The 25,687-nt window shown below is 64.5% G+C and carries 24 protein-coding genes and 1 pseudogene; 7 read left to right on the top strand and 18 right to left on the bottom strand.

Annotated elements, in window-relative coordinates; genetic code table 11:
• The first annotated feature begins 4 nt into the window (after positions 1-4).
• Positions 5-544 carry a hypothetical protein gene (locus ABZS51_RS04190; protein WP_355436019.1) on the top strand — a complete coding sequence of 180 codons (540 nt, stop codon included), beginning with the start codon at positions 5-7 and terminating at the stop codon, positions 542-544.
• Between the two features lie 80 nt (positions 545-624).
• Here ABZS51_RS04190 and ABZS51_RS04185 read toward each other — a convergent pair whose 3' ends face one another.
• The 9 genes from ABZS51_RS04185 to ABZS51_RS04145 all read right to left on the bottom strand — a co-directional run bounded on the left by ABZS51_RS04185 (position 625) and on the right by ABZS51_RS04145 (position 6,641).
• A complete protein-coding gene (locus ABZS51_RS04185; protein ID WP_355436016.1) occupies positions 625-1,989 on the bottom strand; it encodes a tyrosine-type recombinase/integrase in 1,365 nt (454 codons plus the stop codon).
• Positions 1,986-2,177, bottom strand: a complete 192-nt coding sequence (locus ABZS51_RS04180; protein ID WP_253771635.1) for a helix-turn-helix domain-containing protein — start codon at positions 2,175-2,177, stop codon at positions 1,986-1,988. The genes ABZS51_RS04185 and ABZS51_RS04180 overlap by 4 nt, the downstream gene beginning before the upstream one ends.
• On the bottom strand, positions 2,170-3,504 hold the full coding sequence (locus ABZS51_RS04175) for a replication initiator (RefSeq protein WP_355436013.1): 1,335 nt from the start codon (positions 3,502-3,504) through the stop codon (positions 2,170-2,172). Before ABZS51_RS04175 ends, ABZS51_RS04180 begins: the two co-directional genes overlap by 8 nt.
• Before the next feature lie 119 nt (positions 3,505-3,623).
• A complete protein-coding gene (locus ABZS51_RS04170) occupies positions 3,624-3,746 on the bottom strand; it encodes a hypothetical protein (RefSeq protein ID WP_355436010.1) in 123 nt (40 codons plus the stop codon).
• Positions 3,743-3,913 carry a hypothetical protein gene (locus tag ABZS51_RS04165; RefSeq protein WP_355436007.1) on the bottom strand — a complete coding sequence of 57 codons (171 nt, stop codon included), beginning with the start codon at positions 3,911-3,913 and terminating at the stop codon, positions 3,743-3,745. The genes ABZS51_RS04170 and ABZS51_RS04165 overlap by 4 nt, the downstream gene beginning before the upstream one ends.
• A 13-nt stretch (positions 3,914-3,926) precedes the next feature.
• Positions 3,927-4,274: a hypothetical protein gene (locus ABZS51_RS04160; RefSeq protein ID WP_355436004.1), complete on the bottom strand. Its 348-nt coding sequence runs from the start codon at positions 4,272-4,274 to the stop codon at positions 3,927-3,929.
• A 14-nt stretch (positions 4,275-4,288) separates the two neighbouring features.
• Complete coding sequence (locus tag ABZS51_RS04155; protein WP_355436001.1) at positions 4,289-4,969, bottom strand: DUF2637 domain-containing protein; 681 nt, start codon at positions 4,967-4,969, stop codon at positions 4,289-4,291.
• Between the two features lie 27 nt (positions 4,970-4,996).
• The gene (locus tag ABZS51_RS04150) at positions 4,997-6,319 is read right to left on the bottom strand and encodes an FtsK/SpoIIIE domain-containing protein (RefSeq protein WP_355435998.1); all 1,323 of its coding nucleotides are present in this window, start codon (positions 6,317-6,319) and stop codon (positions 4,997-4,999) included.
• Entirely contained in the window at positions 6,312-6,641 is a 330-nt protein-coding gene (locus tag ABZS51_RS04145; protein ID WP_355435995.1) for a hypothetical protein, read from the bottom strand. The genes ABZS51_RS04150 and ABZS51_RS04145 overlap by 8 nt, the downstream gene beginning before the upstream one ends.
• 150 nt (positions 6,642-6,791) lie before the next feature.
• Between ABZS51_RS04145 and ABZS51_RS04140 the strand changes: the two genes are divergently transcribed.
• From ABZS51_RS04140 to ABZS51_RS04130, 3 genes are all read left to right on the top strand, one after another.
• Positions 6,792-7,172 carry a winged helix-turn-helix domain-containing protein gene (locus tag ABZS51_RS04140; protein WP_355435992.1) on the top strand — a complete coding sequence of 127 codons (381 nt, stop codon included), beginning with the start codon at positions 6,792-6,794 and terminating at the stop codon, positions 7,170-7,172.
• Positions 7,173-7,373: 201 nt separating this feature from the next.
• Positions 7,374-8,447: an AAA family ATPase gene (locus tag ABZS51_RS04135; protein WP_355435989.1), complete on the top strand. Its 1,074-nt coding sequence runs from the start codon at positions 7,374-7,376 to the stop codon at positions 8,445-8,447.
• Positions 8,444-9,010: a guanylate kinase gene (locus ABZS51_RS04130; protein WP_355435986.1), complete on the top strand. Its 567-nt coding sequence runs from the start codon at positions 8,444-8,446 to the stop codon at positions 9,008-9,010. Before ABZS51_RS04135 ends, ABZS51_RS04130 begins: the two co-directional genes overlap by 4 nt.
• Before the next feature lie 281 nt (positions 9,011-9,291).
• Here the strand turns inward: ABZS51_RS04130 and ABZS51_RS04125 are convergent, their stop codons facing one another.
• Entirely contained in the window at positions 9,292-9,501 is a 210-nt protein-coding gene (locus tag ABZS51_RS04125) for a hypothetical protein (protein WP_355435984.1), read from the bottom strand.
• Between the two features lie 96 nt (positions 9,502-9,597).
• Between ABZS51_RS04125 and ABZS51_RS04120 the strand changes: the two genes are divergently transcribed.
• Positions 9,598-9,867 (top strand): GntR family transcriptional regulator, encoded by a 270-nt coding sequence (locus tag ABZS51_RS04120; protein WP_355435981.1) that lies wholly within the window; start codon positions 9,598-9,600, stop codon positions 9,865-9,867.
• A 10-nt stretch (positions 9,868-9,877) separates the two neighbouring features.
• A complete protein-coding gene (locus ABZS51_RS04115) occupies positions 9,878-10,360 on the top strand; it encodes an NUDIX domain-containing protein (protein WP_355435978.1) in 483 nt (160 codons plus the stop codon).
• 173 nt (positions 10,361-10,533) lie between these two features.
• On the opposite strand, the gene ABZS51_RS04110 is transcribed toward ABZS51_RS04115, so the two are convergent.
• Positions 10,534-11,019, bottom strand: coding sequence for a hypothetical protein (locus tag ABZS51_RS04110; RefSeq protein WP_355436367.1), 486 nt, complete (start codon positions 11,017-11,019; stop codon positions 10,534-10,536).
• Positions 11,020-11,986: 967 nt separating this feature from the next.
• Positions 11,987-12,811, bottom strand: a pseudogene (locus ABZS51_RS04105) (IS481 family transposase); the annotation flags it as partial.
• Positions 12,812-13,121: 310 nt separating this feature from the next.
• Between ABZS51_RS04105 and ABZS51_RS04100 the strand changes: the two are divergent.
• Positions 13,122-14,180, top strand: coding sequence for a hypothetical protein (locus ABZS51_RS04100; RefSeq protein ID WP_355435975.1), 1,059 nt, complete (start codon positions 13,122-13,124; stop codon positions 14,178-14,180).
• A 1,466-nt stretch (positions 14,181-15,646) separates the two neighbouring features.
• Here ABZS51_RS04100 and ABZS51_RS04095 read toward each other — a convergent pair.
• The 6 genes from ABZS51_RS04095 to ABZS51_RS04070 all read right to left on the bottom strand — a co-directional run bounded on the left by ABZS51_RS04095 (position 15,647) and on the right by ABZS51_RS04070 (position 25,424).
• A complete protein-coding gene (locus ABZS51_RS04095) occupies positions 15,647-17,098 on the bottom strand; it encodes an AAA family ATPase (protein WP_355435972.1) in 1,452 nt (483 codons plus the stop codon).
• A complete protein-coding gene (locus ABZS51_RS04090; RefSeq protein ID WP_355435969.1) occupies positions 17,095-18,246 on the bottom strand; it encodes a hypothetical protein in 1,152 nt (383 codons plus the stop codon). The genes ABZS51_RS04095 and ABZS51_RS04090 overlap by 4 nt, the downstream gene beginning before the upstream one ends.
• A 78-nt stretch (positions 18,247-18,324) precedes the next feature.
• The gene (locus ABZS51_RS04085; protein WP_355435967.1) at positions 18,325-21,270 is read right to left on the bottom strand and encodes an HsdR family type I site-specific deoxyribonuclease; all 2,946 of its coding nucleotides are present in this window, start codon (positions 21,268-21,270) and stop codon (positions 18,325-18,327) included.
• Positions 21,257-22,423, bottom strand: a complete 1,167-nt coding sequence (locus ABZS51_RS04080) for a restriction endonuclease subunit S (protein WP_355435965.1) — start codon at positions 22,421-22,423, stop codon at positions 21,257-21,259. Before ABZS51_RS04080 ends, ABZS51_RS04085 begins: the two co-directional genes overlap by 14 nt.
• Complete coding sequence (locus ABZS51_RS04075; RefSeq protein WP_355435962.1) at positions 22,420-23,925, bottom strand: class I SAM-dependent DNA methyltransferase; 1,506 nt, start codon at positions 23,923-23,925, stop codon at positions 22,420-22,422. The genes ABZS51_RS04080 and ABZS51_RS04075 overlap by 4 nt, the downstream gene beginning before the upstream one ends.
• Positions 23,919-25,424 (bottom strand): class I SAM-dependent DNA methyltransferase, encoded by a 1,506-nt coding sequence (locus ABZS51_RS04070; RefSeq protein WP_355435960.1) that lies wholly within the window; start codon positions 25,422-25,424, stop codon positions 23,919-23,921. Before ABZS51_RS04070 ends, ABZS51_RS04075 begins: the two co-directional genes overlap by 7 nt.
• Positions 25,425-25,687: the final 263 nt, after the last annotated feature.

The following is a 25,687-nucleotide window of genomic DNA, read 5'->3' as shown; positions in this document are numbered from 1 at the left end:
ACACTTGCTGACGCCCATCGCGCTGGCCGCGCTCCTGATCACGGCAGGATGCTCGAGTCCTCCCCCGCCCGAGGATCGCCGGCCGCTGGGCAACATCACCACGGAACCTCGGGAATGCGGTCTGATCTCTCATGATGTCATCGCCCGGGCAACAGGACTGAGCGACTTCTACGCGGACGGAACAGAGTCCGCAGGCAACTTCACGTACTGCATGATTAAAAGATCCCCGAGTGCGTCCGAACCAGCCTGGATGCTGATCGAGCTGCGTGATCCGTCAACCGACACCGTCCAAGGCCTTGAGGCGAGGAGAGTGAGCGACAAGGGCACCTCCCTGCCAAAAGAAATGGGGCCCGGATTCAGCGCGCCGATAACAGACAAGGACGGGCAAGCCGTGGGAGCCTACGCCCTTGCTTGGACTCCTGACGGCGGCAAGCTGCTGTCTGTACGGATCGCCCGAGGCGCTCCGGGCCGCGACAAGCGCGCCGACGCCATCGAGTTCGCCAGGCAGCTCAGGCCGCTGTTGTTTTCGCCATCCCGTAGTTGAGACCGGACACTGCCGGAGCCAGTCCGTACCCATCCGCCAATTAGGTCGGCCCCAGCCGAAGCCGGGGCCGCATCAATGCGCTAGAGGTTCAATGCGCCGTTGATCTTGATGTTGATCTGCTCTTGTTGGCCGTCCATGCACTTCGCGTAGACGCGCAGCAGGACGTCAACGCTGTGACCCGCCCGCTTGGCAACCTCGGGGGCCGGGACGCCTGCGTTCAGCCAGAGCGAGACGGCGGCGTGCCGGAGGTCGTAGGGACGAGCAGCCAGGGACGAGGCCACCTGCGCCGGGGTGAGGGCGAGCTTGCGAGCCTCCTGCCAGACGTAGGAGTACGCCGAGCTGGAGTAGGTCCCGTCGGTGCCGGTGCGGAAGATCCGGCCGTCCTTGGCTGTCCCGTACTCGGCGATGTGCTCGTGGAGCATGGCAACCAATACGGGCGGAATCGGGATCTCTCGCGTCTCCTTGTCCGCGCGGTGCTTCAGGCTGCGCGACTCGTGGGTCTCGCCGGAGTTGGTCCAGCGCTTCGTTGCCTGAGGCCGAGCCCTCTCCAGGACGATCAGGCCCCATCCGGACTCCGGCAAGGTGCAGTTCTTCAAGCGCAGGTCCGCGGCCTCCTCCGGCCGGAGCGCCGCATAGTAGATGCAAGCGAACAGCGCCCTCAGCCGAGCACCGCGCTTGCGGCCCACCTCGGGTACGGCGTTGAGTAGCTGCCGCGCCTGGCTGGGGTTGACCACCGTACGAGGATCGACGACCGTCACCGCCTTGGGCACCGTCCACTTGATCCCGTCCAGCGGGTTGCTGCTGAACACCTTTTGCTCCACCGCGTGCTCCAAGAGGTGATGGAGGATGGCGCGCTTGCGGCGCACCGTGTTCGCGCCCGCCGGCGCACCTGTGAACGTGACCGAGATGGCATCGAGAGCCGTACGAAGGACGTGCGCATCGCCCAGAGCCGGCAGCGGGAGGGATGCCCTCTCCAACCAGTGCAGAGCCGCGGCTTGTGTCGTGGTCAGGCCGGCCCGCCGCTTCTCCGGGAGGAGCGCGTGGATCCGAAGGACTTCCCGGAGCTCCTCAGTGGAGGGACGGCGTGGGGCATCGGACACCAGGGCAGGGACGAGTGTCAGGAGCGCGTACGCGTCCGTCTCGCGGGTCCTCGCGGCTGAGGTGCTCCAGCGTCGAAGGACGTACGTTTGAGCGAACTCCAGGAACGACGGCCCTGAGGACTGCGGTGCCAGCATCGACACCGGCAGGCCGGTGGCAATGTCGAACTCCTCCCCCGCCTTGGCCGCCTGCCGCAGGTCGGACATGAAGGCGTTGGCCAGGCCCTTGGTGCGGAAGCTCTTCGACTTCTCCTTGCCGGCCACCCGCCAGCGGGCGACGTAGGTCGGCGTGCCGCGGTTGGAGCGCTGCTGGATCTGGCTGAGCTTCACGTCGTAGGTGGTGTTCACGCGACCTCCCGACGGGAGTCGAGCCAAGCCAGGAGATCGCTCCGCCAGACGCGCAGCTCGTCATTGGGGAGCCGGATGCACGCGGGTGCCCGGCCGAGTTCGCGCCAGCGGTAGAAGGTGCGGCGCGAGACTCCGCCCAGTTCTTCGAGTACCTCGGGAACGGTCAGGAGCTTGTCCTGCCTACTCATCAGAAGCACCGCCCGCGTACGACAGGCTGGTGCCGGTGAGTGCGGCGGCTAGGAGTTGGTCTCCGAGGGACAGGCCCTTTCCGGCGTACTCCCAGTGGGCGATGACGAGGACGGTGTCCTCGTCGAAGAGAGGCAGGCGGCCGGTAGTGATTTCCTCTGCTCGCTGGTGTTCCTCCCGGGCGGCGCGGAGGGCGCCGAGGGTGGTAGAGTAGCGGCGGCTCTTGGTGGAGAAGTGGCCGCGGAATCCGAGCATGTGGGCCCACTGGGTGAGGCGGAGGTCCGCCAGGTCGTCGAGGGCGCCCAGGCGGAGGCATTCGGCGATGAGGCGACGGGCGTGTTCGCGCAGCGGGTGGAGGGCCAGTTCGTCGAGGGTGTGGATGCGCCGGTCGAGTGTGCCGACGCATTCGGCGGCCTTGGTGGCGTACTTGGCGATGTAGGCGGCGACCGCTTGTTCGGTGAGGTCGCCGTTCATGGTGATAAGGCGGACGTCGAGCTGGGTTCCCCAGCGGAAGACGCGGGCCAGCGGCTCGACCTCGACGGTGATTGCGCCGGCCGCGTGCTGGACGGCTTTCTCTAGGGCGTCAGCGGTGGCCCAGGCTGGAGGTGGCGAGGTAGGTCCGGTGGGGCCGTCGAGGCGGATGACGGCGTGGAAGTGGACGACGCCGCGCCGCTGGTATTCGGCGACCTTGGCGAAGGAGACGGTGAGTCGTTCACGCAGCTCGCGCAGCGTGAGTCCGGAGAGGCGGGCGAACCGTCGCCGCAGTGCTTCGGTGAAGCGCCGCCACAGCTCGGGAGCCACGGCGTTGAACAGCACCGAGCCCTCATAGTCGTAGCAGTCCGGGCAGAGTGGTTCGCCGAGGTGCGGGTCGCCGGCTGCGTGGCGTGCCGTGCAGGACATGACGTGCCCGTGTGAGCAGGTCTCGGCGTCGCGGCGGGCGTGGCAGGGCAGGACCTTGCCGTTCTTCTCCCGGCGGACGTGCACGGCCCCGAACGAGGGTGCGGTGAGCGTGACGAACAGGGCCGGGTGCGCGGCGACCGTCTCCGGAACGCCCTTGCCACCCACCAGCCCCGCGCGAACGAGTTGGTAGGTGTCGGCGCGGTAGGTCTCGGCGCAGGCGGGGCAGCGGGAGGCGCGGCGGGTCTTGCACGGCACCCGCAGGACGCCGCCCGGTTCGGTGTGGGTGCTGTAGCGATGGAGGAGTTGGCCGGTGGCGCGGTCGTAGTGTTCGACCTTGCCGCGCAGGTGGATGGGCTGGCGGCAGCCGCCCGTGCGCTTGATCTGGTGGGCCCAGCGGTCGTAGTTCGGGTCGTGGAGCCGGGTGATCATTCCGGCGAGTGCGTGTGGGTGGGGCAAGATGGGTTCCGTCCTATCCAGTGTTCTGGGTGGATGGCCCCCGGCCTGGCGCGGATCTTGGCGGATGTGTGGCCAGGCGGGGGGCGCTACGGCTATGCGCCGTGGTTGTCGATTCCGGTGCCGTCGCAGTCGCGGCAGGTGTCGCGGTCGTTGTCCAGACCGGTGCCGTTGCAGGTGCAGCAGCGGTAGTGGAGGACCGTGACGTCGCTGGTCATCGGCTGTGGTCCGTCTCGCGCGGGACGATGTTGACGTAGATGTGGTACTGACGCGGTCGGTGCCGGCTGGGGTAGGCGCGAGACACCGAGGTGACGGTGAAGATCTCGCGGAGCCGGAACATGCTGTAGGTGATCTCGGGGCGGGTGCCGTCGAGGCGAATCTTCATGGCTGTGATCCCTTCAGGCCGGGTGGCCGGGGTCGGTGTCGGTGGAGTCGTAGACGGTCCGGTAGGCGGCTTCGGCTGCTGCGTGGCGGGCGCAGGAGTCGGCGAGGCTGGCGGTGGCCTGGTACTCGACGGCGCCGAGCCGGATGAAGGTCGAGTAGTGGCCGTTGTGCTCTTCGGTCGTGGTGCCGAGCAGCGCCGCTATGCGGTCGATCTCGGCCCGCATCTCGTCGTCGGACACCTTCTGGGCGAAGTGGTAGACGTCGATCCGGCGAGGTGCCGGGATGTCGGGGCGGTCGTGGAGGAGTTGGGCGAGGGCGCGAAGGCCGGCTACGAGCGCCAGGCGCGCATGCGGGTCGGGCATCGGCTGCTGTCCTTTCACGGGGTTCGTGCGGGGTGGATGGTGTGGAGCAGGTCGGCGGCGAGTTGGTTGGAGACGCCCAGACGGGTTCGGAGCAGGTCGCGGGTGATGGGTCTGCCGTGCTTGGCGGTGTGCTCGTCGGCCACGCGCCTGGCGTAGTCGACAAGGGCCGGGTCGGGTGCGGGCCCGCCGTCCTGGCCGTCCTCGGTGGCGGGGACGAGAGCGGGACGGCCCGGGACCACTGAGGACGTCTCGGGGACGGCCGGGGACGCCGACACCGTGACCGGGGACGTCTCCGGGACGTCCCGCGGACGCGGAGTGGAAACCCTGCGTTCGAGCATCGAGACGGCGACGAGGAACGCGCCCGCGGGTGTCGCGGCGGTGATCCAGCCCCAGGCGGTGGGTTCGGCCTGGGCCAGGTTGGCGGCCAGGGACAGGGCGATGCCCCCGCTCAGGACGAGGGCGGGCCAGGAGATCGGGCCGCGCCGTTCGCGGCCGGTCTTCTTGTCGCGTTGGCGTTCGCGGGCGGCCATGACGCAGGTGAGGTCGATGCAGACGGCGATGGCCCAGGACATCCAGCCCGTCTGGCCGTGCTCGCCGGCGGTGTCGCGAATGTGGGCGAACGAGCCCGCACCAGCGATGACGGCCAGGACGAGGACGGGGCCGGTGTCCACAAGCCAGGCGGCGAAGTGTCGCATCGGTGTTCCCTCCCTTCGTGAGTGCGGTCAGGCTGCGGGGATCTCGTGCGACTGGGCGGCCATGACCTCGTCCCAGGCCGGGGCGAGATGGGCGTGGGTGCGGGCGGCGTGTTCGGCCGCCTGCTCGGTGACGTAGAAGGAGCGGGCGCGGTACCACTGGCCGTCCTGGCCGGCGACGATGGCGACGCCGGGTGTCTCGGCCGGGATGGCGCGGGCGGAGACGAGGGCGGCCGGGTCGAGGTCGCCGAGCGTCATGGTCGCAGTCTCCGGGTCGTTGACCCGGTGGCAGATCCGGCCGGAGCACTGGGCCCGTAGGGCGGTGACGCCGGGACCAAGGTCGGAGCCGATGCGCTGGCCGCAGCAGAAGAGGTAGATGCCGAACGCCCGCCCGAGCTGGGCCACCCGTAGCAGCGCGGTGGAGGTCTTGGCGATCTCGTCTTTCTCGCTCTTGTCGGCCATGAGGTACAGCTCGGCCAGCTCGTCGACCAGGACGACGATCGGGACTGGCCGTACGGCGGGCGGTAGCTGCCAGATGTTGCGGGCCCCGGCCATCCGGCACACGCCCATCCGGTCGGCCATGAGCGTGACCAGGTCGTCCAGCAGGGCCCCGCATTCGGTCCTGGTGGTTGCCAGCGCGGACAGGCGCGGCGCGTACGGGGTGAACTCCACCCCTCCCTTGAGGTCGAACCCGACCAGCACCACGGGTTGCGGTGCCAGGCCGACGATGAGGGCGTTGGCCAGGTTGGACTTGCCCGACTGGGTCGCTCCGGCGTTGATCCAGTGCGGGACGGTCGTGAAGTCGATCGTCCATGGCCCGCCGGTCTCCAGCTTGCCCACGGTGACCTTCAGGAGTTCGGTCGAGGCCGGGAGGTCGGCGACCTTGACCAGTGGATCGCGCATCGTGGTGGCTAGGACGACCCGGCCGGGGCGGGGCGAGGAGACGCGGACGGCGTGCACGCCCCAGGAGTGCGCGAGCCGTTCGGCTACCTCGGCGTAGTCGGCCGGGATCTGCCCTTCGAGCGTGTGCAGGGTGACGCGCCAGCCGTGCCGGGTCGGCATGGGCAGCCACATGAACGGCTTGGTGTCCACGGCGATGCGCTGCCACTTGCGCCGGACGCGGACGACGCCGGTCGAGGCCACCAGCCCCGGAACGGTGGTGAACCAGAAGCGCTGCCGCTTCTTGGTCAACCCGCAGCCGAGAGCGACCTTGCGCCAGGTGGCCCACACACTGATCGCGGCCAGTGGGTAGCCGAGGACGAACCAGTAGGAGCGGTAGTGCCAGTGGTGCCAGGCCCAGAGCCCGGCCGCGATGGCGGCCGAGACTCCGAGCAGGGTGAGCAGGTCAGACATCGGCGGCCTCCCGTAGCGGGAGCAGGGCGGAGGCGCGGTAGCTGATGCCCCAGCGGCCGGCGATCTCCCAGACGTAGCCGATGAGACCGACGGCGTTGACCGGGTCGCCCGCGGTGATGGGCGGCTCGCCGGTGATGCCGATCTTGACGAGTTCGATCCGGCCGAACTCGTCCTCGACGGAGACGGTGACCTCGTAGACGGTGTTGCCGTTCTTGTCGGTCTTGATCTCGCCGGTGTCCTTGTTGAGCACGCGAGGCCGCGGTGCCTTCACGCAGGTGATGGTGAGCTTGCTGCTGTCCACAGGGATGGGGACGGTGCGCATGGCGATTTCCTTCGTTCGATCGGAGTGAACCTCTTGGCATACATAGAACGCTTGGAATTCTAAGTTGTCAAGGGATTCCACGAAGACTTGGTTGGCATGTCGGATGGGGTGTGCTGAACTGGAGGCAGACAACCTCGCGAAGGGCACGGGATGGTCGAGAAGACGGGTCGCCCCGGCTACCTACAGATAGCCGACGACCTGCGCACGCAGATCAGGACGGGATCACTCGGTCCCGGCGCCGCGTTGCCCTCGACCGCCCAGCTCTGCCAGCGCTACGACGTGTCCGCGAGCGTGGTCAAGGCGGCCATCAGCGTGCTCCGTACCGAGAGCCTGGTCGTCGGCCAGCAAGGCAAGGGCGTGTTCGTTCGCGAAGGGGCCGCCGAGGCCAGCGGCAAGACCAACGCCGAGGGGCCGGCGTCGCCGGCCGTCATGGACCAGCTCGCTCAGATGCGCCAGACCCTGGCTGATCTCGGCGGGCGGATCGCCGATCTGGAGAAGGCCGTGTTCCAAGAGCGGAAGCGATCTCGCTGACCCGGCAGGCCAACTCTTCTATCTCGGCCTGAATGGCACGAAGCTCGTCCAATAGCCGCTTGTTTGTGGTCATACCGGCACCCCTTTTCTGGTCGGTCGTTATCCCGGCGGGGATGCCGTTAGTTCATCGCTCATTCGCGCTGTTGAGTATCACGGAGCGTTAGCTAAGCTTCTTCATTGCTGCCTGCACGGCGGTTACACATGCGCTTTCACATGCCCGCTTCTCAAAGTGCGCAAAAGGATGCGATGAAGACAATCCAGCGCCCCGGATGGCGACCCCTGCTGCTGCGCCAGCATCGCGAAGCGCATGGTCTCACCCTCGAAGCAGCAGGTGATCAGCTCCGCCAGATCGCCCACCGGCACGGCTTGGTCGCTCCAGCCGCCAATTTCCAGACACTCTGGGCACACGAGCAGGGATCGGTATATCCCGGACCTCACTACCGACGGGCATATTGCCTCCTCTATCAGGCAAGTGAGCCCAGGCTAGGTTTCCGGCTACCACTACCCGGCGAAATACCCGAAGTGGAAAATTCCATCTCGGATTTGCCCGCGCCCACCGACCCCGCAGCCGACAACGCCGCCGCCCAGGTCATCGAACAGACCCTTATCAAAGTGTCGGGCAGCCCTTCCAACGCCGAGCAGAACGCACTCCTCAGCCGCGTGGTCGACGCCTGGCGCCGCCGGCACGGCAAAGGCAGCCCGAAGCCGATTCTCACCCTCGTCGGCGGCTACGCCGGATCCGGCAAGACCGAGTTCTCACGGTTCCTGTCCGACATCACCGGCTGGGCCTTCCTCGACAAGGACTCCCTCACCCGCGCCATGGTCGAACGCCTGCTCGTCTCCCTCGGCGGCGACCCGCACGACCGGCACACCGAGCTGTACCTGCGCGAGGTCCGGCCACTGGAGTACCGGTGCCTGATGGAGACCGCGTTCGACAACCTCAACGTCGGCACCTCGGCCATCCTGTCGGCCCCGTTCATCGCCGAGCTGGCCGACCCGGACTGGATCTCCCGCCTGACCAACCGCTGCGCCGCCAAAGGCATCGACGTCGCCGTGGTGTGGGTGCGCTGCGACGCCGAGTCCATGCGCGAGTACATCGAATTCCGCGGAGCACCCCGCGACGCCTGGAAGCTCGGCAACTGGGACACCTACACCAGCGGCCTGAACACGGAGACTTGCCCACCCACCGCGCACATCACCGTCGACAACCGTCTCGGAGCCGCGATCAGCCTGGCCGACCAGACCCGCGAGACCCTCAAGCGGATTCTGTCGTGAAGGGCATCGTCCTGTACGGCCCGCCGGCCAGCGGCAAGAGCACCATCACCGCTGCCCTGACGGCCCTCGACCCGCGGTTCGTCCTGCTCCGCAAGCTCAAGGCCGGCGACCGGCGCGGCACCGAATACGACTTCGTCACCTCCGAACACCTCGCCCGGCTGCGGGCCGCCGGACGGCTGCTCGCGGAGACCCACCGCTACGGCAACGTCTATGCCATCGACCGCCACCAGATCGAGCAGTCAGCCCAGGCGGGGCAAATGCCTGTCGTGCACATGGGCAACATTCCAGACATACTGCGCCTGGCAGAAGCGGGCCCTTGGCTGCCCGTCCTGCTGTGGGTGCCGCGCGACGTCTGCGAGCAGCGGTCTCGGCAACGTGGTGACGGCGACACCGCCAGGCGCCTGAGCGCATGGGACGAGACCCTGCTCGACCTGCAAGCCCACGACACTGGCCTCTTCTCGCTGCGGATACGGACCGACCAGACGACGCCTGAGGACGCGGCGCGGCAGATAGCCCATGCCTACCTCCGCCAGGAGGTGCCGCCGCTCGGTCACCACGCCTGACCATTCAGGATCCGGTGCCATAGGTCCTTCGCCGCACGCTCCCGCATCCAGCTTGTCTCGACGACGTCGGCCGGCGACCCACCTGACATGCGCCGGACGAACCACAGACCACCCGCCGTACACAGCTCGAAGGACGGGCGCCGGCAGCAGCAGGTGTGTGCCCGTACGCGCAACCGGTCGGCGCGTGGCAGGCTCGGCTCCCACTCCACCGGCTCGGCCCACGGCTGGGGAGGATCAGCATGCGGCCCGTGGTAGTCATACACGTCCATGACGCCGCCGCATCAGTGCCGGACCTGCTGCGCTTGCAGCAGTGTCACGAGGGTCACGTAGTCGTCGGCGCTCACCGTCTGATCAAGCCCCGCGTCGATCTCTGCATTGCGTAGGGGAGTGCCCCGCCTGGTCGCGTAGAGGGCGCCAGCATCGCTGCGGAAGAACGACCAGCCGGGGAACGTGGCGCGAAGCGCGTCGAGGTCGCAACCGGGGAGTGCCATGGGGCCAGCGTAAGCAAAGCTCAGATGGGTTGTCTATAGGGCTCCATAGGGCCATCCGGAGAACGATGGGACATCACGGGTTCCTACAGTGACGTCATGATCGAGTTTCGCCACGACCGGCCTCGCTGGGAGCAGGTCGCCGACGTGATCCGCGAGCGCATCGCCGCCGACGTCTACCGCCCCGGCTCACGAGTGCCGAGCGAGAACGATCTGATGCAGGAGTTCGGCATCGCCCGCATGACCGCCCACAAGGTGATGCGAGCCCTCCGCGAGGAAGGCGCCATCTACACCGTCCGTGGCCTTGGCAGCTTCGTCAGCCAGCCGAGCGACACGAAACCGCCTGAAGATCAGGCATCCAGCACGTAGGCTCCGGACCGTGACCCGCAGGATCGACTTCTACAACGACCCGCAGGCGCCAGCCGCGAACAGCCTGGTGCCCTCGGTCAACGTCGTCGTCACCAACGAGGCCGGCCACATCCTCCTGATCCGCCGCTCCGACAACGACAACTGGGCCCTACCAGGCGGAGCCATCGATCTCGGCGAGTCCATCCCGGCAGCAGCCGTACGCGAGACGCTGGAAGAAACGGGCATCACCTGCGAGGTTACTGGGCTCGTCGGGACCTACAGCGATCCCGCCCACGTCATCCTCTACACCAGCAACGGCGAGGTCCGGCAGGAGTTCTCCATCGTCCTCACTGCCCGAGCTGTTGCCGGCAAGCCGACACCCAGCGCCGAGTCTCGCGAAGTCCGCTGGGTTCCGCGGGATGAGATGACGAACTACCGGATGGATCGCTCGATGAGCCTGCGCATCAGCCATTACCTCCAGGCGGATGGGAAACAGAGTCCGCACGTCGGCTGACTCAGTCCCTCCGCTCCAGCGGCAGCCAGCAACCGAATCCGGAGCACCAGCAGCGGAGCAAAACTCCCAGGTCACAGCCATGCCCGTTGCTGTCAGGTCTCAGGACCCGTGTGACAGATCCGGCTCGGGAGGTGGGTGACACTCCGGCTAGATGATCTGTTGTTCTCTGGTGCCTATTGAAGCGGGAATCTGTGCTCTGGTCGCTGTGATTCGGTGGGGAGTTCTTCGATGTGCAGGTCGGAGAAGATCAGGGTGAGGTCGTGGGCGTTGGTTTCGATCCGGACTTCATGGAAGTCGATGCCGACGGCGGCGGCCCAGGTCCGGGCGCTTGGCGAGTCGGTGATGAGGGTTGCTCCGGGGTAGAGCATCTGCCAGCTGACGCCCCAGACGTATCCGTCGAGGTCGACGCCGGTCTCGTAGGTGATGAGCCGGTCGTCTAGGGAGGTGCGCCAGGTGGCGGCCGGCACCGTTGTGGTGCAGGTGGCCTGCACGCAGTGGCGGAACAGGTAGCGCAGTGTCGTCGGCGCGATCCCCGTTCGAGGGTCGGCGGTCGTGCGGATGACGAGCTGGTAGTCGCGCATGTAGCCCACGAAGCCGTGGTGGAGCAGGGCGTGGTCGAAGATGTCGTCCAGGGCCTGTTGCAGCGTCACGGGATCCATGACCGCAGTTCTGTCCGCCAGGTGTGGTCTTCCGTGGATGCTGGGGCTTGCGGACTTTGAACCGGGCGATGGGTTTGGTGGTGGTGCGGGCGACCTCGGCGATGATCTGGCCGGCGTGGGTGATGCGGAAGGTCCCGTCGGTGTCCTCGACGGTCACGGTCGCTCCGGCGTGGCCGATGCCGACGCGGATGCGCTGACCAGCGATGGCGAGCTGACCGCGGCTGCTGACCCGCCGCTGCACCTGGACGGGTTGGAGGGCTGGTTGGGGCTCAGGTCCGGCGGGGCGAGCGTCGCGCAGGCGGGCCATCTCCTCGGTGGTGAGGGGATTGGGCAGGGTGCGCAGGAGTGTGTGTCCGTCGGTCAGGTGCAGCACGGCATCGTCGATGCGGACGGTCAGCCGGCGTCCGGCGAACTGGTAGCCGACCGGATGCTGCCTGCCGCCGAGGGAGACCAGGCCGCAGGCGTTGATGATCCTGTCGACCTCGACCGTCTGGCCGGGGCCGGGGCGGGCCGATTTGGGTGCGGGCTGGATGCGGGTGCCGCCTTCGGCGAGCAACCGACGCAGCTGCTGAGGCGTCAGCCGGGACGGGACCTTCTTGATCCTGACCCCAGCGGCCAGCAGTTCGACGGTGCCGGTATCGGCCCGCAGCGTGATGGTGAGACCGGCCCGGTGGGTGCCGAGCCAGAACTGCTGTCCGCAGACGGCCAGGTTTCCCGAGGCCGGGACGATCCGGGTGAACTCGACGGCCAGGTCGACCAGGTCGATCCCGTCCACCGGCATCACCAACGGGGCCGTCTCAACCTGAGGTTCGGGCTCCGGTGTGAGCTCGGGTTCGACGTGAGGATCGGGGAAGGACTGGAGGGCTGGTGGCAGCCGCAGCGGCAGCTGCTCGTCGTCGCGGGGTTGGAACCGGTCGGCGGGGCGGTCCATGTGCAGCGACTGGTGAGGCCGGCGGGTGTTGTAGTCGGCGACGAAGGAGTTCAGGACCTGCTGGGCATGGGCGATGCTGGTGAACGGGCCGTGGTCATCCAGCAGTTCTCGCCGCAAGGTCTGGTGGAAGCGTTCGACTTTGCCGGTGGCGGTGGGTGAGTGCGGTCGGGTCAGCCGGTGGGTGATGCCGTTCTCGCGGCAGATCCGGTCGAACAGCACTTCCCCGCCGCGGCCGAACCGGGCGGTGAACTGCTTGCCATTGTCAGTGAGCAGCTCATCGGGGATCCCGTAGCGGCGCATGGCCGTGGCGAGGGCCGAGCAGACGGCCCGGCCGGTGGGGCGGGCCACCACGGTGGCGGCGACGCAGTAGCGGGAATGGTCGTCGATGCCGGTGACGACCTTGCACTCGGTGCCGTCGGCCAGCATGATCCCGCCGACGATGTCCATCTGCCATAACTGCATCGGTTCAGATCGTTGCCAGCGCGTGTAGTCCTCCCGCCGCCGGCCTCTGGGGGTGGCCTGCACGAGGCCGTGGCGCACCAGCACTCGGTGCACCGTTGCCCGCGACGGCACCGGCCCGGGGCAGTTCCGGCGGGTCAGTTCCCACACCAGTCGGCGGGCGCCCCACCGGGGGTGGTTACGCCGCAGTTCGCAGATCAGCGCCTCTACCTGGGCCGGTGTCCGGGTCGGTGAGGTGCGGGGACGGGATGGACGATCCGACAGCCCGGCCAGTCCCTGATCGCGGTATCGGTTCAGCCATCGATGCACCGCCTGACGGGAGACCCCGAACCGTCGGGCGACCTCGGTGACACTCGCCCCTGATAACACCTGCAGCACGGCTTGGTACCGCTGCTCGACCACGCTCAACTCCACCAGCACTCGGCGAAGTGTTACGCACGTCCTGAGCACGATGTGTCACACGGGTCATGAGACCCGACAAGCCATGCCCGTTGCGTGGATGAGTACTTTCTCCACGGTTTCAAGGCGCGTGCCGCCTGCGGCGTCCCGCGCGCGTCGGGCGGTTGCTGGCCGCGCTGCGGCTCTTCGGCCGGTCGCGGCCAGCACCGCCCACGCGCACATGTCAACAGGCGCGTAGACGGATTAATTGTCGGACCTGGATTCTATGCTGTATCGCGTATCTGTCAGTCTAACTTGGCGCAGGCAGGGCATCATGGGCAAAGATCACATTCAATCGGCTGTCCAAAAAGCGCTCTTTTACCTCAGCCGCAATCAGTGCTACGCCCCAGACTGTCCAAGGCCAGTCTTGCAGGTTATCGACTGCCTTCCTTCCGTTTTTGCCGATATTGCACATATCTGCGCCGAGGAAAAGGGCGGAGCTCGGTACGACTCCCGCATGACGCGGGAAGAGCGAAGGAGCTTTAGTAATCTGATTCTTCTTTGCAAAGGCCATCATAAGCTGATTGACACCGAACCTACTGCGAGCGATTACACCGTTGAAATACTGCGCGGCTGGAAGGAGGACCGCGAGGGAAACTATATGTCGGAGCTCAATAGGCTGGGCTCCTTGACAGAAGAACGACTTCAGGAACTCATGCTCCAAGCGGTGAGTGACACCAAGCAAGATCTCTTGGCCGCTGTAGGTGATCTAAAATCCGTAAGTAGTGACACTGCAGAGACGATACGATCTCTACTGCTGGAATCCTTCGACAGGCCATATATTCTTGACGCAGCTCAGCTCCTTAATGAAGCGGCCAGAAGGCTCGGGGATCTAGAATACAATGCTCATATGCTATACCGCGCTGCAGGAATGCTCGGGAACCTCGAACAAAATACCAACCTTCTGGCGGATTCGGCGAACAAGCTGCGCCATCTAGAAGACAACGCCCAAGCGCTTAATTGGGCCGCATCAAAAGTAGCGCATCTTGAAGGAAATTCCTACGCTCTCTCGCAGGCGGTGGACAAGATCGAGTGGGGAACGATCAGAGAGATGTCGCAGCGCATTCAAGACGCAAGTTATCTTATGCAAGGACAACTAGAGCCGCCGACCACCAACAACGCATCTGCCTTGGAGGAGGTTGCACGAAAAGTGGAGATTGCGGTAAGTGCGCTTGAGGCCGAGAAAGCATCGTATATCACTGGAGGCGGCAAGCTTAGATGGCCTTCAAGTCGACTTGATTGGGATTTCCTCAAGCAGGGATTTTATTTTGGAGTAGGATTTTCAGCACTGATAGCCCTTTTAGTCCTTCTCCTAGTGCGCCATAACTCTTGATTGAATTTTTTGAGGTTCCTCTGTTCGAATATCAAATCAGTAACATGCTGATATCTTGACTTTTGCGGTTCTGAGTGTAGATCATGCGACGTCTGTTCAGGCCAGGAGATTAGCCAGCATTTCTTAGGACTTTGGCTAGTCAGGGCGACCCGGCTGATAATTGACGGTGATGACGCGCGGCGCAGGGCGGCAAGTCCTCAACGGGGTGACTGGCTCCTGTTTGCAAGCAGGCTCAGAGCGGCAATAGCTCAATTGGCAGTTCAAGATTCCTACACATGGAGCTGCTGGACATCAACTGCCGCTGCTTTAGCAAAGTCGAGAAGGGCTCGACGGGCCTTCCGGCCTCGGGCAGTACGATCTTCTTCGTCTGTAGCGTCGTGGATTTCCTCGGTCAACCTTAATGCCAACGATGCCAAGTCATCGAGTTCCTGGTTCGTTGTGACCAGCCGCAGCCTGAATAGCGCAGCCGTCGCGTTTGCGCGCTGGCGGTAGGACTCGTCTCGCACTGTAGAGTACGCAGCGCTCTGTGGGTCTTCCTGTTCCCTGTGCCATCGGTCGTTCTGGCTCTTCCGGAAGTCCGTAAGCGCGCCGGCGAAGGTGCTGTACGCCGCCAAACGTTCTTGCCACAGTCGTTCTTCCCGCGCGGACTGGCGTGCCTGCTTGGCGGTCCGTAGTTGAAAAACATATGTGGCGGCGGCTCCCATCAGCGTCCCAAAGATTGCTACTAGGCTCGTTACTACGCTCTCCATCTGACCAGTGGATCACGCGCACGTGCCGCTGTCATGCGCTTTCGCGTTTCCAGTACTACCGCCACATGTTGTGATCTGGCTAACGCGGCTGCTAACAACGACCTTGGATTGTCCTGGACGACTGTGGACTTCCTGTTCGCGTGTTCGCGCGATGACCTGGGCCTTTGACTGCTCGTGGACGGAAATGGACGCTGTCGGCCTTGCTACGGGTCAGAAGGCGGCGCAGTGGCTGAGGCCGATACGATCGCGGACTTCGGTGCCCGTCGTACGGGCCGGGGCGATCGCCGGCAAGGCCCTCCTTCGTCGGGCCTTGCCACCGGGTGACCATGGCTGAGGTGACAGCAGCGCTGACAGCAGCGCTGACAGCAACATCACCACACGCGGACGCACCCGCGCCACCGTCCACGCGTGCCTGACCACGGTTTCGATCAGCCGAGCAGGGTGATCGGTCCGCCTGAAAAGCGGAAGGTCATGCTGTCGCGCCGCGTCCGGGTGCTAACGACCGTGGGCAGGTCACGCCCCGTCGGCCGGAGCCACGTGGATGCCTACTTCCGGTGCAGGATGCTTGAGAGCGTTCCGCCCAGGATGAGGGCCTTGGACGACTGGCAGCTGGGCGTGTCTGCCTTTGATTAGAACGGCATCGAAGGCCACTCGCGCAGGGTTTGCAAGAGTCAGGTCTCGCTGCCGTTAGGCGGTTTCACGCATAGTCGCGACACTTCAGGGGTGAGGGGAAAGTAGAGCCGTGAGCTTGGTCACGAGCTCATCGGCACTGGCCTTGTGCTCGGGCATACCAACCGCGATACGCACGGCGACTGCCGTGACGGTATCGGTGTCATAGTTGATCGTACGAGCTATGTGCTCGGGTTGGTGGTGATGATCGAGGCCTTCCGCGCCAGCTACGGCGACGTCCAAAGCGTGACGAGAGACGCCGAGTCGCTCAGCAGCCAGGTCAGGGCATGCCCGAAGAGCTTGAAGCAGGAGCGCCTCGGGCGCATGGTCACCCGGCAGATACGCTAGGTGATCTCCGTTGAATTGCTGCCGTGCGTCACCGTCAAGCACACCGATCACCCGGACACCGAGCTCATGCTTGGCCAGAGTACGCACCCCACGCTCCAGGAACGCGCGCCGGCTCTCTCGGGAGTCCATCGCGACATTGAGTTTCTGACCCAGTACTTTGACTCCCAGATCGACTTTGCCGTCACCGCCGACCTTGGCAGCACGGACCTGGCCGATCAAACGTGGCGCATGTATGGCGATGATCGTTTCAAGCAGGTGGACGGCCAGATCGTCCTCCACAAGCGCGAGGACCCTTGGCAAGGGGTCAAGCCCGAGCGCCCTCACCGCCGCGGAGTGGTAATCCGCGGCGTCAACGTGGATCTCAGCAACCGACCGCTCCATGACACGTAGTGAAGAGGCCGGTAAGCGGGCAACGAACTCCGCCGAATGAGAGGCGATCACTACCGAGAGCTTCCTCTTCACGGCCCGAGTGGCGATGACATCGAGCAGGTGCGCACGAGCGCGTGGGGACAGGAAGTTCTCGGGCTCGTCAAGCAACAGAATCTGCCCCTCGCCGGCGCGTTGCACCAGGGTAAGGATGACGCATGCGGCGAGTTCGCCGAGGCTCATTTCGGCTGGACCGTAAGAACGTCCGCCGTAGTGGAGCGTGAAGTGGCGCCAGTGTTCGGACCGTCCGTCGTTTCGGCTGACTTCTCTTAGCTCGGCTTTCGAATAGTCGCGGCCGAGGACATAGCGGAGCCGGACCACCTCTTCCTCCAATGTCAGAGGCTCCGCGCTTTCCAGTCGGTCGGGCAGATCAGGTGAGGACGTCTGCTGAAGGATATCAAAGCACTCTCGAGCGAGATCCACATACTGGCACTTAGCGCGCCGCCGCATCACGTCGTGTGATGCGGGTGGTGTCGCGCCATAGAGGTCACAGAGATCTGTGGTGACAACTGAATGATCTCCATCGGCGAGATGGGCTGCCAGCGCCTTCAGAAACTGGCTCTTACCGACCCCGCTGGCGCCACACAGCACGGTCACTCCCGGAGCGATGGATGTCTCGAGGTATCCAAGATGAGGATGATCTCCCACATAAACATGGCGCAGAGCGGAGACCGCGGTGCTCTCGTGGAGCGCTCGATAGGTGGCGTCCAGCTCTGTTGCCTTCATGCCCATCGCCCCCAACCCGTCTTCGTCACGAAGCGGTTGAGCAAAGAACGCATGTCCGTGCCCTCGCTGATTTGGTGTGCGAGCTCCAGCAGATCCGGCGTCGGAGTCGACTCGCGAGCGGGAGAGCCGCCGTGTGCCACAAGCAGCAGCCAGAGGATGATGTCCCTGATCATGATGGACTCGAGGCGCCTGGCATCGAGAGCCGCGGCCTCGTTGAAGGCTGACAGCAAATCTGGGTAAGGCAGCTGACGAAAAGCGGGCCGAACTTGCGGTGGAGTCGGATCAAGCCCAGCTTTGAGTCGGTGGCGCTGGGGCTCGAACCACTCCATCACGGCACCGAGATAGTGCACGGCACTTTCGCCGAATCGCCGCCGCACGTGGATGATCAACAGGAGCCATGAGAGCAGGGTCGCTTGGCTGAAGCGCACTCCCTCGTTGTCCATCGCGGGCATGGTCAACAAGTCGCGAAGGGCAGCTGCCACCTCTTCCCGGACACCGGAAGCCACCGGATGACCGGCGCGGACTCTAGAATCGAGGCCTTCGTCCACAGCTGCGAGATGGTTCTGCTCCGCGGCGACCAATGCTCGTGTCACCACATCGTCGTAAACCAAAGCCGTGTTGGAGAAGCCAAGCCTCGGTCCATCCATGCCCCACTGCAGCGCTGCGTCGGCGATCAACTCGTGGGCCTGCTCGCCCAGTATCCCCGATTCTTTCAACAATCGTTGTTCCGATGTAAGGCGGTCGTTGTCGGCAAGTCGGAAAAGGGCGGGGCGGACGGACTCGGGCGGCAGGTCACGTAGCTCCACGACTGTCACCTGATAGTCATGAAGAGCCTGTTGCAGCCCGGCCGGCAGGCGGCTGAAGAACCGTCCGTCATTCTCGCGGAGCATGGGATCGGCCGGCGAGACAAAGCCGTCGAGCGCGAACTGGCCTTGCACGAAGTCACGCAAAGCCGCCAGCCTCCTGCCGCCATCGATGACACTCGACCGCCCGGCTTCCGTAAGCGTATAGACGGTGCCGATCGGCCAGCCACGTAGTACGGAATCGACCAATAGGCGGCGGCGTGCCAACGTCCAGTCAGGACTTCCGGTACGCCCTTGCTCCAGCCTGAGCTCGCCCGTATGCAGCTGGAGCAGCAACTGCGCCACCGTGCGCACCCGCGGCCTGACTGCCTCGCGCTGGGTATGAGAAGTGGCCACCGTCGGACCTTTCGGTTGGTGCCTGACTCAGTAGTGCTCAGCGATGTAGGCGTAGGCCCGGGCGAACAGGTCCTCGTCATGATGCATGCGATGGGCATAGAGAACCTTGCGTAGAGCTCGCTTCACCTCTCGCTCGCCCCTCGTCGTGCGTTGCCAGCCTTCCCAGCGCATCCCCATGACAATCCGGTCGATCTCCTCCACCACCTGCTGCACGTCAGCGGGTGTCTTCCCATCTCGGCCTGCCTGCTCGAACAGTCTTGTGAGTGCCTCTCGCCCAGATTCAGTATTACGTTCGAGACTGACAGATTCCATGCTGGCAGTGCCTGTCGCCTTCTCCGAGGCGACCACCTCCCGGGCAATGTGGAGGAGGCGCTTCAGATAGAGGATGCTGGTGAGCTGGTTCGCCTCGTAGGCGTTCCTGAGCTGCTCGAGCTTCTCGCTGAGCGGCGCATAGCTGGGATCGTCACGTCGCTCCAGCAGCCGCTGCTTCAGGTCGTCGTGGACTCTCCTAGCATGTGGGGCAGGGTTCTCTTCTAGCTGACGGGCCATGTCAGCGTCCAGCACGAGGGTGTCTAGGTCGGCGTGGACTGCCTCGAACTTGAGATGGGAGGCCACGAGCGCACGTGTCTGTGCGCCGAACTTGCGCCAAAGGATTCGGCCCTCATCGTCCCGTGGCCGTACTGACTCGTATATCTGGCTTAGCCATAGATAATCATCACGGTGCGGGGCCAATTGAGGATCCGGAGAGATCGCCTCCCAGATTCGGGAGAGTCTGAGATAGGCGGCGGCGAACTGGTCCCGCGTCTCGGGGTGCGCGAGCGCGCGCTGAGCCGCCTCCAAACCATGACCGCTGCCGTCGGTGCGATCCAGACCGGGGAAGAAGGCCAAGCACCCCGTGAGCGCCTCGGGCAGCTCGGACGCCAGGTCGGACAGCCGTTGTACGGCATGCTGCATGGACCGCTCGTCGAACTGCAGCGCGCGTTTGAGATCGCTGAACACCCCGACATAGTCGATTACCACGCCATGGTTCTTGCGCTGGTCGCCACGCGAGTAGGGGCGGTTGACCCGACAGATGGCCTGAAGCAGTGTGTGATCCTTCATCACCTTGTCGAGATACATCGTCTGCATGATGGGCGCGTCGAAGCCGGTCAGCAGCTTGGCGGTGACAATCAGAATCTGTAGCGCATCCTTGGGGTCACGGAAACGCTCCAGCAGATTCTCCTCCTCGGTCCGCGTGCGTACGAAGCGCTTGAGGTTGAGATCACGTGCCTGCTGCGTGAAGTCGCCGTCCGAGATGACGATGTCACTGGCCTCCTCTCCGAGCAGGAGATCAAGGCGCTGCTTATAGAGCCAGCAGGCCTCCTTGTCGAAGGTAACGACCATGGCCTTCAAACCCTTGGGCGCGACATGCTCGGTGAAGTGCTCGGCGATGTCCATGCATACAAGGTCGAGGCGGTCGGGCTGCTTGATGACCTCCTCCATCCGCGCCGTCCGGGTCACTAGCTTGTGCCGCTGAGTCTCCGTGAGACCTTCGGTAAGCGCTGCGAACTCCTTGTCTAGCAGCTCGCCAGGAAGGTGCAATGAGGTGAGCCGTGGTTCGAAGCGCAGCTCAACTGTGGTTCCATCGGTCAGCGAATCGGCCTGGCTGTAGCGGGACAGGTAGCGCTGTGAGTCCTCGTCTGCGCCGAAAGTTTTGAAGGTGTTGCGGTCCCGCTGGTTGATGGGTGTGCCGGTCATGCCGAAGAGGAAGGCGTTGGGCAGCGCGTCGCGCATCCGGGTGCCGAGGTCGCCCTCCTGTGTGCGGTGGGCCTCGTCTACCAAGCAGATGATGTCATCCCGATCCGACAGCACCTCCCGGGCGTCGCGGAATTTCTGAATCGTGGTGATGATGGTCATCCGCTGCCCAGACCTAAGCCAGTCTATGAGTTCCGGGCCGCTGTTGGTGCTCTTGACTCCCGACACGTCCGCGGCATTGAACGTGCTGCTGATCTGCGTGTCCAGCTCGATACGGTCCACCACGATGAGGACGGTCGGGTTGCCCAGCCGCGGGTGGCGGCGGAGCTTACCCGCGGTAAAAACCATGAGCAACGACTTACCCGACCCTTGGAAGTGCCAGATCAGCCCCTTGCGCGGGGACCCGGCCAATACCCGGCTCACGATGCGGTTCGCCGCGTCGAACTGCTGGTGCCTCGGCACGATCTTGGTCATCTGATGGTCGTCGTCTGAGCCGTAGACGGTGAAGTAGGCCAGCATGTCGAGCACCGTCTCGGGGGCCACGAGATGACGTACGGCTGCCGCCGCCCGCTCGATCTCCACACCTTCCGGGCTCGGTGCAGGCCAGGGGGTCCAGTCTGCGAAGTCGGTGCCGACTGCCGCGTATCGCACCTCGCGCCCGTCAATCGCGAAGCTGAACACGTTGGGCACGAAGAAGGGGGTGACCTCTTCCTCATACGAGCTGACCTGATAGGCGGCGTCCAGCCAACTTACCGACGGTCGTGTCGGATTCTTGGCCTCACCGATAACCAGCGGCATCCCGTTGACCCACCCCACCACATCGAACCTGCGCCTCTTGGTGCGATGGTGGAACGTCACCTCGGTCGACAAGATGAAGCGGTTGTTCTCTAGCACGTCGAAATCGAGCAGGCGGATGGCGACGTGTTTGCCGTTTTCACCGATCGGCAGCGTCTTCTCGCCCAGTAACCAGGACCGGAGGTCCTGATTGGCCTTCACCAGGCCCTGCCGGCCACTCGACAGGACGATAGCGCCAAGTTCGTACTGAATACGGTCAATGTGGCCGGGATCTGCAGCGATGTCCGGATTGAGGCGGATGAGGGCATCCCTGAACTCCTCATCGAGCCAACCGAATGCGCTCCGGTCGAGGTCGGTGGCGGGCACGAACCGCCAACCGCCTTCTATCTGGGTCAGCTCATCCCTGACCCGGTCTCTGACACTGCTCGCCTCATCGAAGCTCATCTGGGGGGTCGTCCTCGCCGAGAATCCGATCGATCAGCCCGTGCACGAGACATCTGGAGTTGGCGGCATGCTCCTCCAACCGCCGCCGCGCCTCCCGCGCCTCGGCGACTCGCTCAACGATCTTACGCTGCATGTCAATTGGGGGCAAAGGGAACGGCATCCTCTTGAACCTGGCGGCGGTGAGATGGGCCATGGAGGTGGTCTTCTTTGCCTGTTTGATGAAGTCGCCGCGGTAGAACGACCGCCGGAGCCATCCGTAAGCGAATTCGGGATCGAGGCTGTCACTCGCCCGGAAGCGCAGCAACGTCATCTGGAAGCAGCCTTCGTCTATCTCGCCGTTGTACATAGCGCACCGACCGACCAGTTCCAGGCTTTGACCTTCGTTCAGAAGTATGTCACCGGGCCGAAGCCGGTACTTGTCGAACTCGCCAGGCGGAAAGTCCATGTGGAGAACATCTTTTAGTAGGAGCTCGTCATCTCCGACATTAGCGACACGGAGGTAAGGCCTGGTGTAGTGGCCCGTCTGGTCACGCGAGTTGAGCTTCTTACCCAGCTGTACGTCACCTGCCTCGCCTGTCGCAATGGTCGGCCAGGTGGGGTCGCTGTAAGCGTCTTCCAGTACCCGCTTCTCCACGTCCCAGGCCGCAGCGGCGGCATGCTCAGCCCGGATCGTCACCGTCTCCGCCGCCCAGACCAACCTGGCGATGCGCTCCTGCTCTTCCAGATCTGGAAGGCTGAACTCATAATCCGCGAGCGCCTTCCAATTGGTTCGCGGCGATAGCGAGCCGGCAGACCGCGTGACGGCATGCTGGATGAGACCTTCGCTCTGCATCACGAGGGGCAGGAACAGGGGATTCATACCGGGAAGCGCTTCCAAGACGAGAATGTCACCCGAGCAAACGCCGGCGAACTCCGCTCGCGCGGCTTTACGCTGATAGGCGCGGCGCCTGCCGAAGAGCACGTGTCCTGCACCGAATCGACGCGTGAAAGTGTGCTCCAGATCAGCCCTCGCCCACTTGCGAACGGTCAGCACACCGGATTCCAGGTGCTCCAATCCCACCACGCGTTCGCCGGGCGAGGCCGAAGGCTCCTTAGCGATTCTGGCGACTTCGCCCAAGCGGACGCGCTGCCACGTTGGCCGGTCGACGTTCACTCGGATTCCTTGATGTTCAGCAGCGCCTTGACCGCTGCAGTGGCGGCCTTAGAGCTGTCTTCCCACAATCCGCGCACGAGCTCCAATTGGGGTCGGTCGGCGTCGAAGCCGCCCACGACATATAGCGGGATGGCGAGCGAGGCGTCGCGGGAGAGGATTTCGTCGGTGGTCGCCACCTTGGCGAATCCGGGTTCGTCGGCGAACGCCTCGTAGGCGTCGAGGATCCGGGTGATGTGCTCCTCATCCAAGCGGCTCTGGCCGTTTCGCGGCCGAGTGACCTCGTTGACCGCGTTGATGAACAGCACCCTGTCTCGCTCGCCGGGCGGACGTCCCGTACGGCACACCACCACACAGGCCTCCATCGGCGAGTTGTAGAACAGTCCAGGCCCGAGACCTAGCACGCACTCCAGCAGACCGGAGCGGATAAGTGCCTCCCGCATATCACGCTCCTCCTTACGAAAGAGCACGCCGTGTGGGAAGAGGATCGCGCACCGACCGCTGCCGGGCTTGAGTGAGGCCGCGATGTGCTGGAAGAACGCATAGTCGGCTCGGCCTTGCGGTGGAGTTCCCCAGGTGTTTCGCCCCCATGGGTCATTGAGGAACTTGGCGCGGCTCCACTGCTTGATCGAGTACGGCGGATTGGCCAGCACAACGTCGAAAGTGCGCAGTCCGTCGTCCGCGACGAACGCGGGTGCATCCAAGGTGTCACCGCGGGCAATTTCGAACTCTTCGATGCCGTGCAGGAACAGGTTCATCCTGGCGATCGAGGAGGTCATCACGTTGCGCTCCTGGCCATACAGACGCAGGGCACGATGTTCCAGCCCTCGATCGCGGACGACGCGCACGGTCGTGATCAGCATGCCGCCAGTACCGCAAGTGGGGTCGTAGACGCTCTGGCCGGGCAGTGGTTTGAGCATGCGGGCCATAAGGTCGACGAGGGTGCGGTTAGTGTAGAACTCCTGTGCTGTGTGTCCGGAGTCATCGGCGAATTTGCCAATGAGGTATTCGTAGGCGTTGCCCAGTTCGTCTTCAGGGACGCGCGCCAGGTCGAGCGTCTGCGTGGAGAAGTGCTCCAGCAAGCTGGAGAGTGTCGCGTCGGGGAGGCGCTCAGCGTTGGTCCAGTCGGCATCACCGAAGATTCCCGCCAGGTGCCGTGGGTTGGCATTCTCGATGGCGCGCATCGCTTCGCCGATGGCCTTGCCGACCTTCTGCGGCTTGCGGCGGACGTCGTCCCAGTGCGCATTGTCGGGGATCTGGAAGCGGTGGTTCTCTGGAGCGTTGGCGATTGCGTCGTCTCCGTAGTCGACCAAGGCCTGGGCGCACTCCTCGTCGTAGACGTCGCTGAGACGCTTGAAGAACAGCAGCGGGAAGATGTACTGCTTATAGTCGCCTGCGTCAATGAGGCCGCGCAGCAGCGTGGCGGCGCCCCACAGATACTTCCGGAGCTCGGCCTGGCTCAGGCGAGCCGGCTCTTCGGGAAGCACGGATCCCTGATTCACCATGAGGCGAGTTCCTCCCGGAGACGGCTCTCCGCGACCGTGAGCGCGTCGAAGGCCGCACGAAGCTCGGCCAGGGCTTCCGGCATACCGGGCAGTTCCGTCGTAGCGCGAGATTCGAGGTAGAGCGAAACGTTTAGGTTGTGGTCGTTCTTGATGACCTCTGCCAGGTCGGCGGCCTTGGCTCGGCCCGGCTTGTCGCGGAAGTCCTGATACCAGGTCAGAACCTGCGCGATGTGGCGGCTGTCCATCGTGGCCTGCGCTCTGCCCTTGGTGAACTGGTCGGAAGCGTCCACGAAAAGGATCTTCCCGAGGTGCGAGGGCGCGTGCCGTATAACAAGGATGCAGGGGGCGAGGCCGGTTCCGTAGAAGAGCTGCTCGCCGAGGGTGATGACCGCTTCAATTTTGCCGCTCTCAACGATGCTACGGCGGATCTTGCCCTCCTCACCACCGCGGAAGAGCGCGCCTTGCGGCAGGACAACAGCCACCCTTCCTGAATCCGACCGCATCGAGGACATCATGTGCTGTACCCAGGCCCAGTCGCCGCTGCTTTCCGGAGGCAAGCCGGCAAACGCTCGGCCATACGGATCCTTCGTCCAAACCTCGCGACCCCAGGCACGGAGAGAGAAAGGGGGATTCGCGATCACGCAGTCGAAGGTCCGCAGGCGATTGCCCTCGATGAACGCGGGCCTGCGCAGAGTGTCACCACGGGCAATCTCGAAGTCCTCGATGCTGTGGAGGATCAGATTCATCCGGGCGATACCGGCAGTAGTGAGGTTCTTCTCCTGGCCGAAGAGCGTCCCACCCAACTCGGCGGTATTGGCTCCTGCCTCGATCGCGTGCTGGACGACTTCGATCAGCATGCCGCCCGTCCCGCAGGCCGGGTCGTAAACGGTCTCGCCTGGCCGCGGATTGAGGATCGCGACCAGGAGCTTGACGACGTTGCGCGGTGTGTAGAACTCCCCAGCTTTCCTATTAGACATGTCGGCGAACCGCTTGATGAGGTATTCGTACGCCTGCCCGAGCATGTCCGGTTCCACCGCGGAGTTCCCCAAGAAGCGAGCGGAGAAATGCTCGATGAGCCTGGTGATCACCTCGTCCGAGATACGCTCCTTGTTGGTCCACGGCGCATCGCCGAAGATCCCCCAGAGGGTGTCCTGGTTGGCCTTCTCGATGGCCCGTAGCGCCTCTGACAGAGCTTGTCCGGGTGGCTTCGTGGCGGTCCGGACGGCTTCCCAGGAGTGCCCAGCAGGGATCTGGAAGCGGTGGTTCTCGGCGAAGGCGGCGGCTTGCTCGTCGCCCTCGAAGTCCGCCAGGGCCTGCTGAAACTCCTCCTGATAGACATCGCTGATCCGCTTGAAGAACAGCAGCGGGAAGATGTAGCTCTTGAAATCGGCTTGGTCGATCGGTCCTCGCAGGATGTTGGCAGCCTCAAGCAGGTGGGACTCCAGCTCGCCCAGCGTCATCCGGCCTTCGAGAAGGTCGAGTTGCTGTGTGAATCCCATGCCGCTCCCTATCCTGTGACACTTGCGCCTCATTATGTTGGCACAGCTGGGGCAGCGTTGAGGAATGGGCGACTCTGCCCGGAAACCTGAGGCCACCGCCCGTCTGGGGGGCGACCTGCATGATCATAGGGCGTCGGCTCTTTCCCCAGGAGCACCGCGTGTCCGAGCACCCTCGCAGCGGTGTCGAGATCAGGTCCCCACTGCACGCTTCGCCCGTGCCGACAACGCTCAGGGCACGACCGCGATGAGGATGCGGGACCATC

It is taken from the genome of Nonomuraea sp. NPDC005501 (genome assembly GCF_040605905.1).
Classification (GTDB): domain Bacteria; phylum Actinomycetota; class Actinomycetes; order Streptosporangiales; family Streptosporangiaceae; genus Nonomuraea.
This window is presented reverse-complemented; position numbering and strand designations above follow the sequence as displayed.

Excerpts from the sequence above, each read along its gene's own strand:
- ABZS51_RS04180 (WP_253771635.1), bottom strand. The coding sequence starts at position 2,177 with ATGAGTAGGCAGGACAAGCTCCTGACCGTTCCCGAGGTACTCGAAGAA.
- ABZS51_RS04175 (WP_355436013.1), bottom strand. The coding sequence starts at position 3,504 with ATGATCACCCGGCTCCACGACCCGAACTACGACCGCTGGGCCCACCAG.
- ABZS51_RS04170 (WP_355436010.1), bottom strand. The coding sequence starts at position 3,746 with ATGACCAGCGACGTCACGGTCCTCCACTACCGCTGCTGCACCTGCAAC.
- ABZS51_RS04165 (WP_355436007.1), bottom strand. The coding sequence starts at position 3,913 with ATGAAGATTCGCCTCGACGGCACCCGCCCCGAGATCACCTACAGCATG.
- ABZS51_RS04160 (WP_355436004.1), bottom strand. The coding sequence starts at position 4,274 with ATGCCCGACCCGCATGCGCGCCTGGCGCTCGTAGCCGGCCTTCGCGCC.
- ABZS51_RS04155 (WP_355436001.1), bottom strand. The coding sequence starts at position 4,969 with ATGCGACACTTCGCCGCCTGGCTTGTGGACACCGGCCCCGTCCTCGTC.
- ABZS51_RS04150 (WP_355435998.1), bottom strand. The coding sequence starts at position 6,319 with ATGTCTGACCTGCTCACCCTGCTCGGAGTCTCGGCCGCCATCGCGGCC.
- ABZS51_RS04145 (WP_355435995.1), bottom strand. The coding sequence starts at position 6,641 with ATGCGCACCGTCCCCATCCCTGTGGACAGCAGCAAGCTCACCATCACC.
- ABZS51_RS04140 (WP_355435992.1), top strand. The coding sequence starts at position 6,792 with ATGGTCGAGAAGACGGGTCGCCCCGGCTACCTACAGATAGCCGACGAC.
- ABZS51_RS04135 (WP_355435989.1), top strand. The coding sequence starts at position 7,374 with ATGCGCTTTCACATGCCCGCTTCTCAAAGTGCGCAAAAGGATGCGATG.
- ABZS51_RS04125 (WP_355435984.1), bottom strand. The coding sequence starts at position 9,501 with ATGGCACTCCCCGGTTGCGACCTCGACGCGCTTCGCGCCACGTTCCCC.
- ABZS51_RS04120 (WP_355435981.1), top strand. The coding sequence starts at position 9,598 with ATGATCGAGTTTCGCCACGACCGGCCTCGCTGGGAGCAGGTCGCCGAC.
- ABZS51_RS04110 (WP_355436367.1), bottom strand. The coding sequence starts at position 11,019 with ATGGATCCCGTGACGCTGCAACAGGCCCTGGACGACATCTTCGACCAC.
- ABZS51_RS04100 (WP_355435975.1), top strand. The coding sequence starts at position 13,122 with ATGGGCAAAGATCACATTCAATCGGCTGTCCAAAAAGCGCTCTTTTAC.
- ABZS51_RS04095 (WP_355435972.1), bottom strand. The coding sequence starts at position 17,098 with ATGAAGGCAACAGAGCTGGACGCCACCTATCGAGCGCTCCACGAGAGC.
- ABZS51_RS04085 (WP_355435967.1), bottom strand. The coding sequence starts at position 21,270 with ATGAGCTTCGATGAGGCGAGCAGTGTCAGAGACCGGGTCAGGGATGAG.
- ABZS51_RS04075 (WP_355435962.1), bottom strand. The coding sequence starts at position 23,925 with ATGGTGAATCAGGGATCCGTGCTTCCCGAAGAGCCGGCTCGCCTGAGC.
- ABZS51_RS04070 (WP_355435960.1), bottom strand. The coding sequence starts at position 25,424 with ATGGGATTCACACAGCAACTCGACCTTCTCGAAGGCCGGATGACGCTG.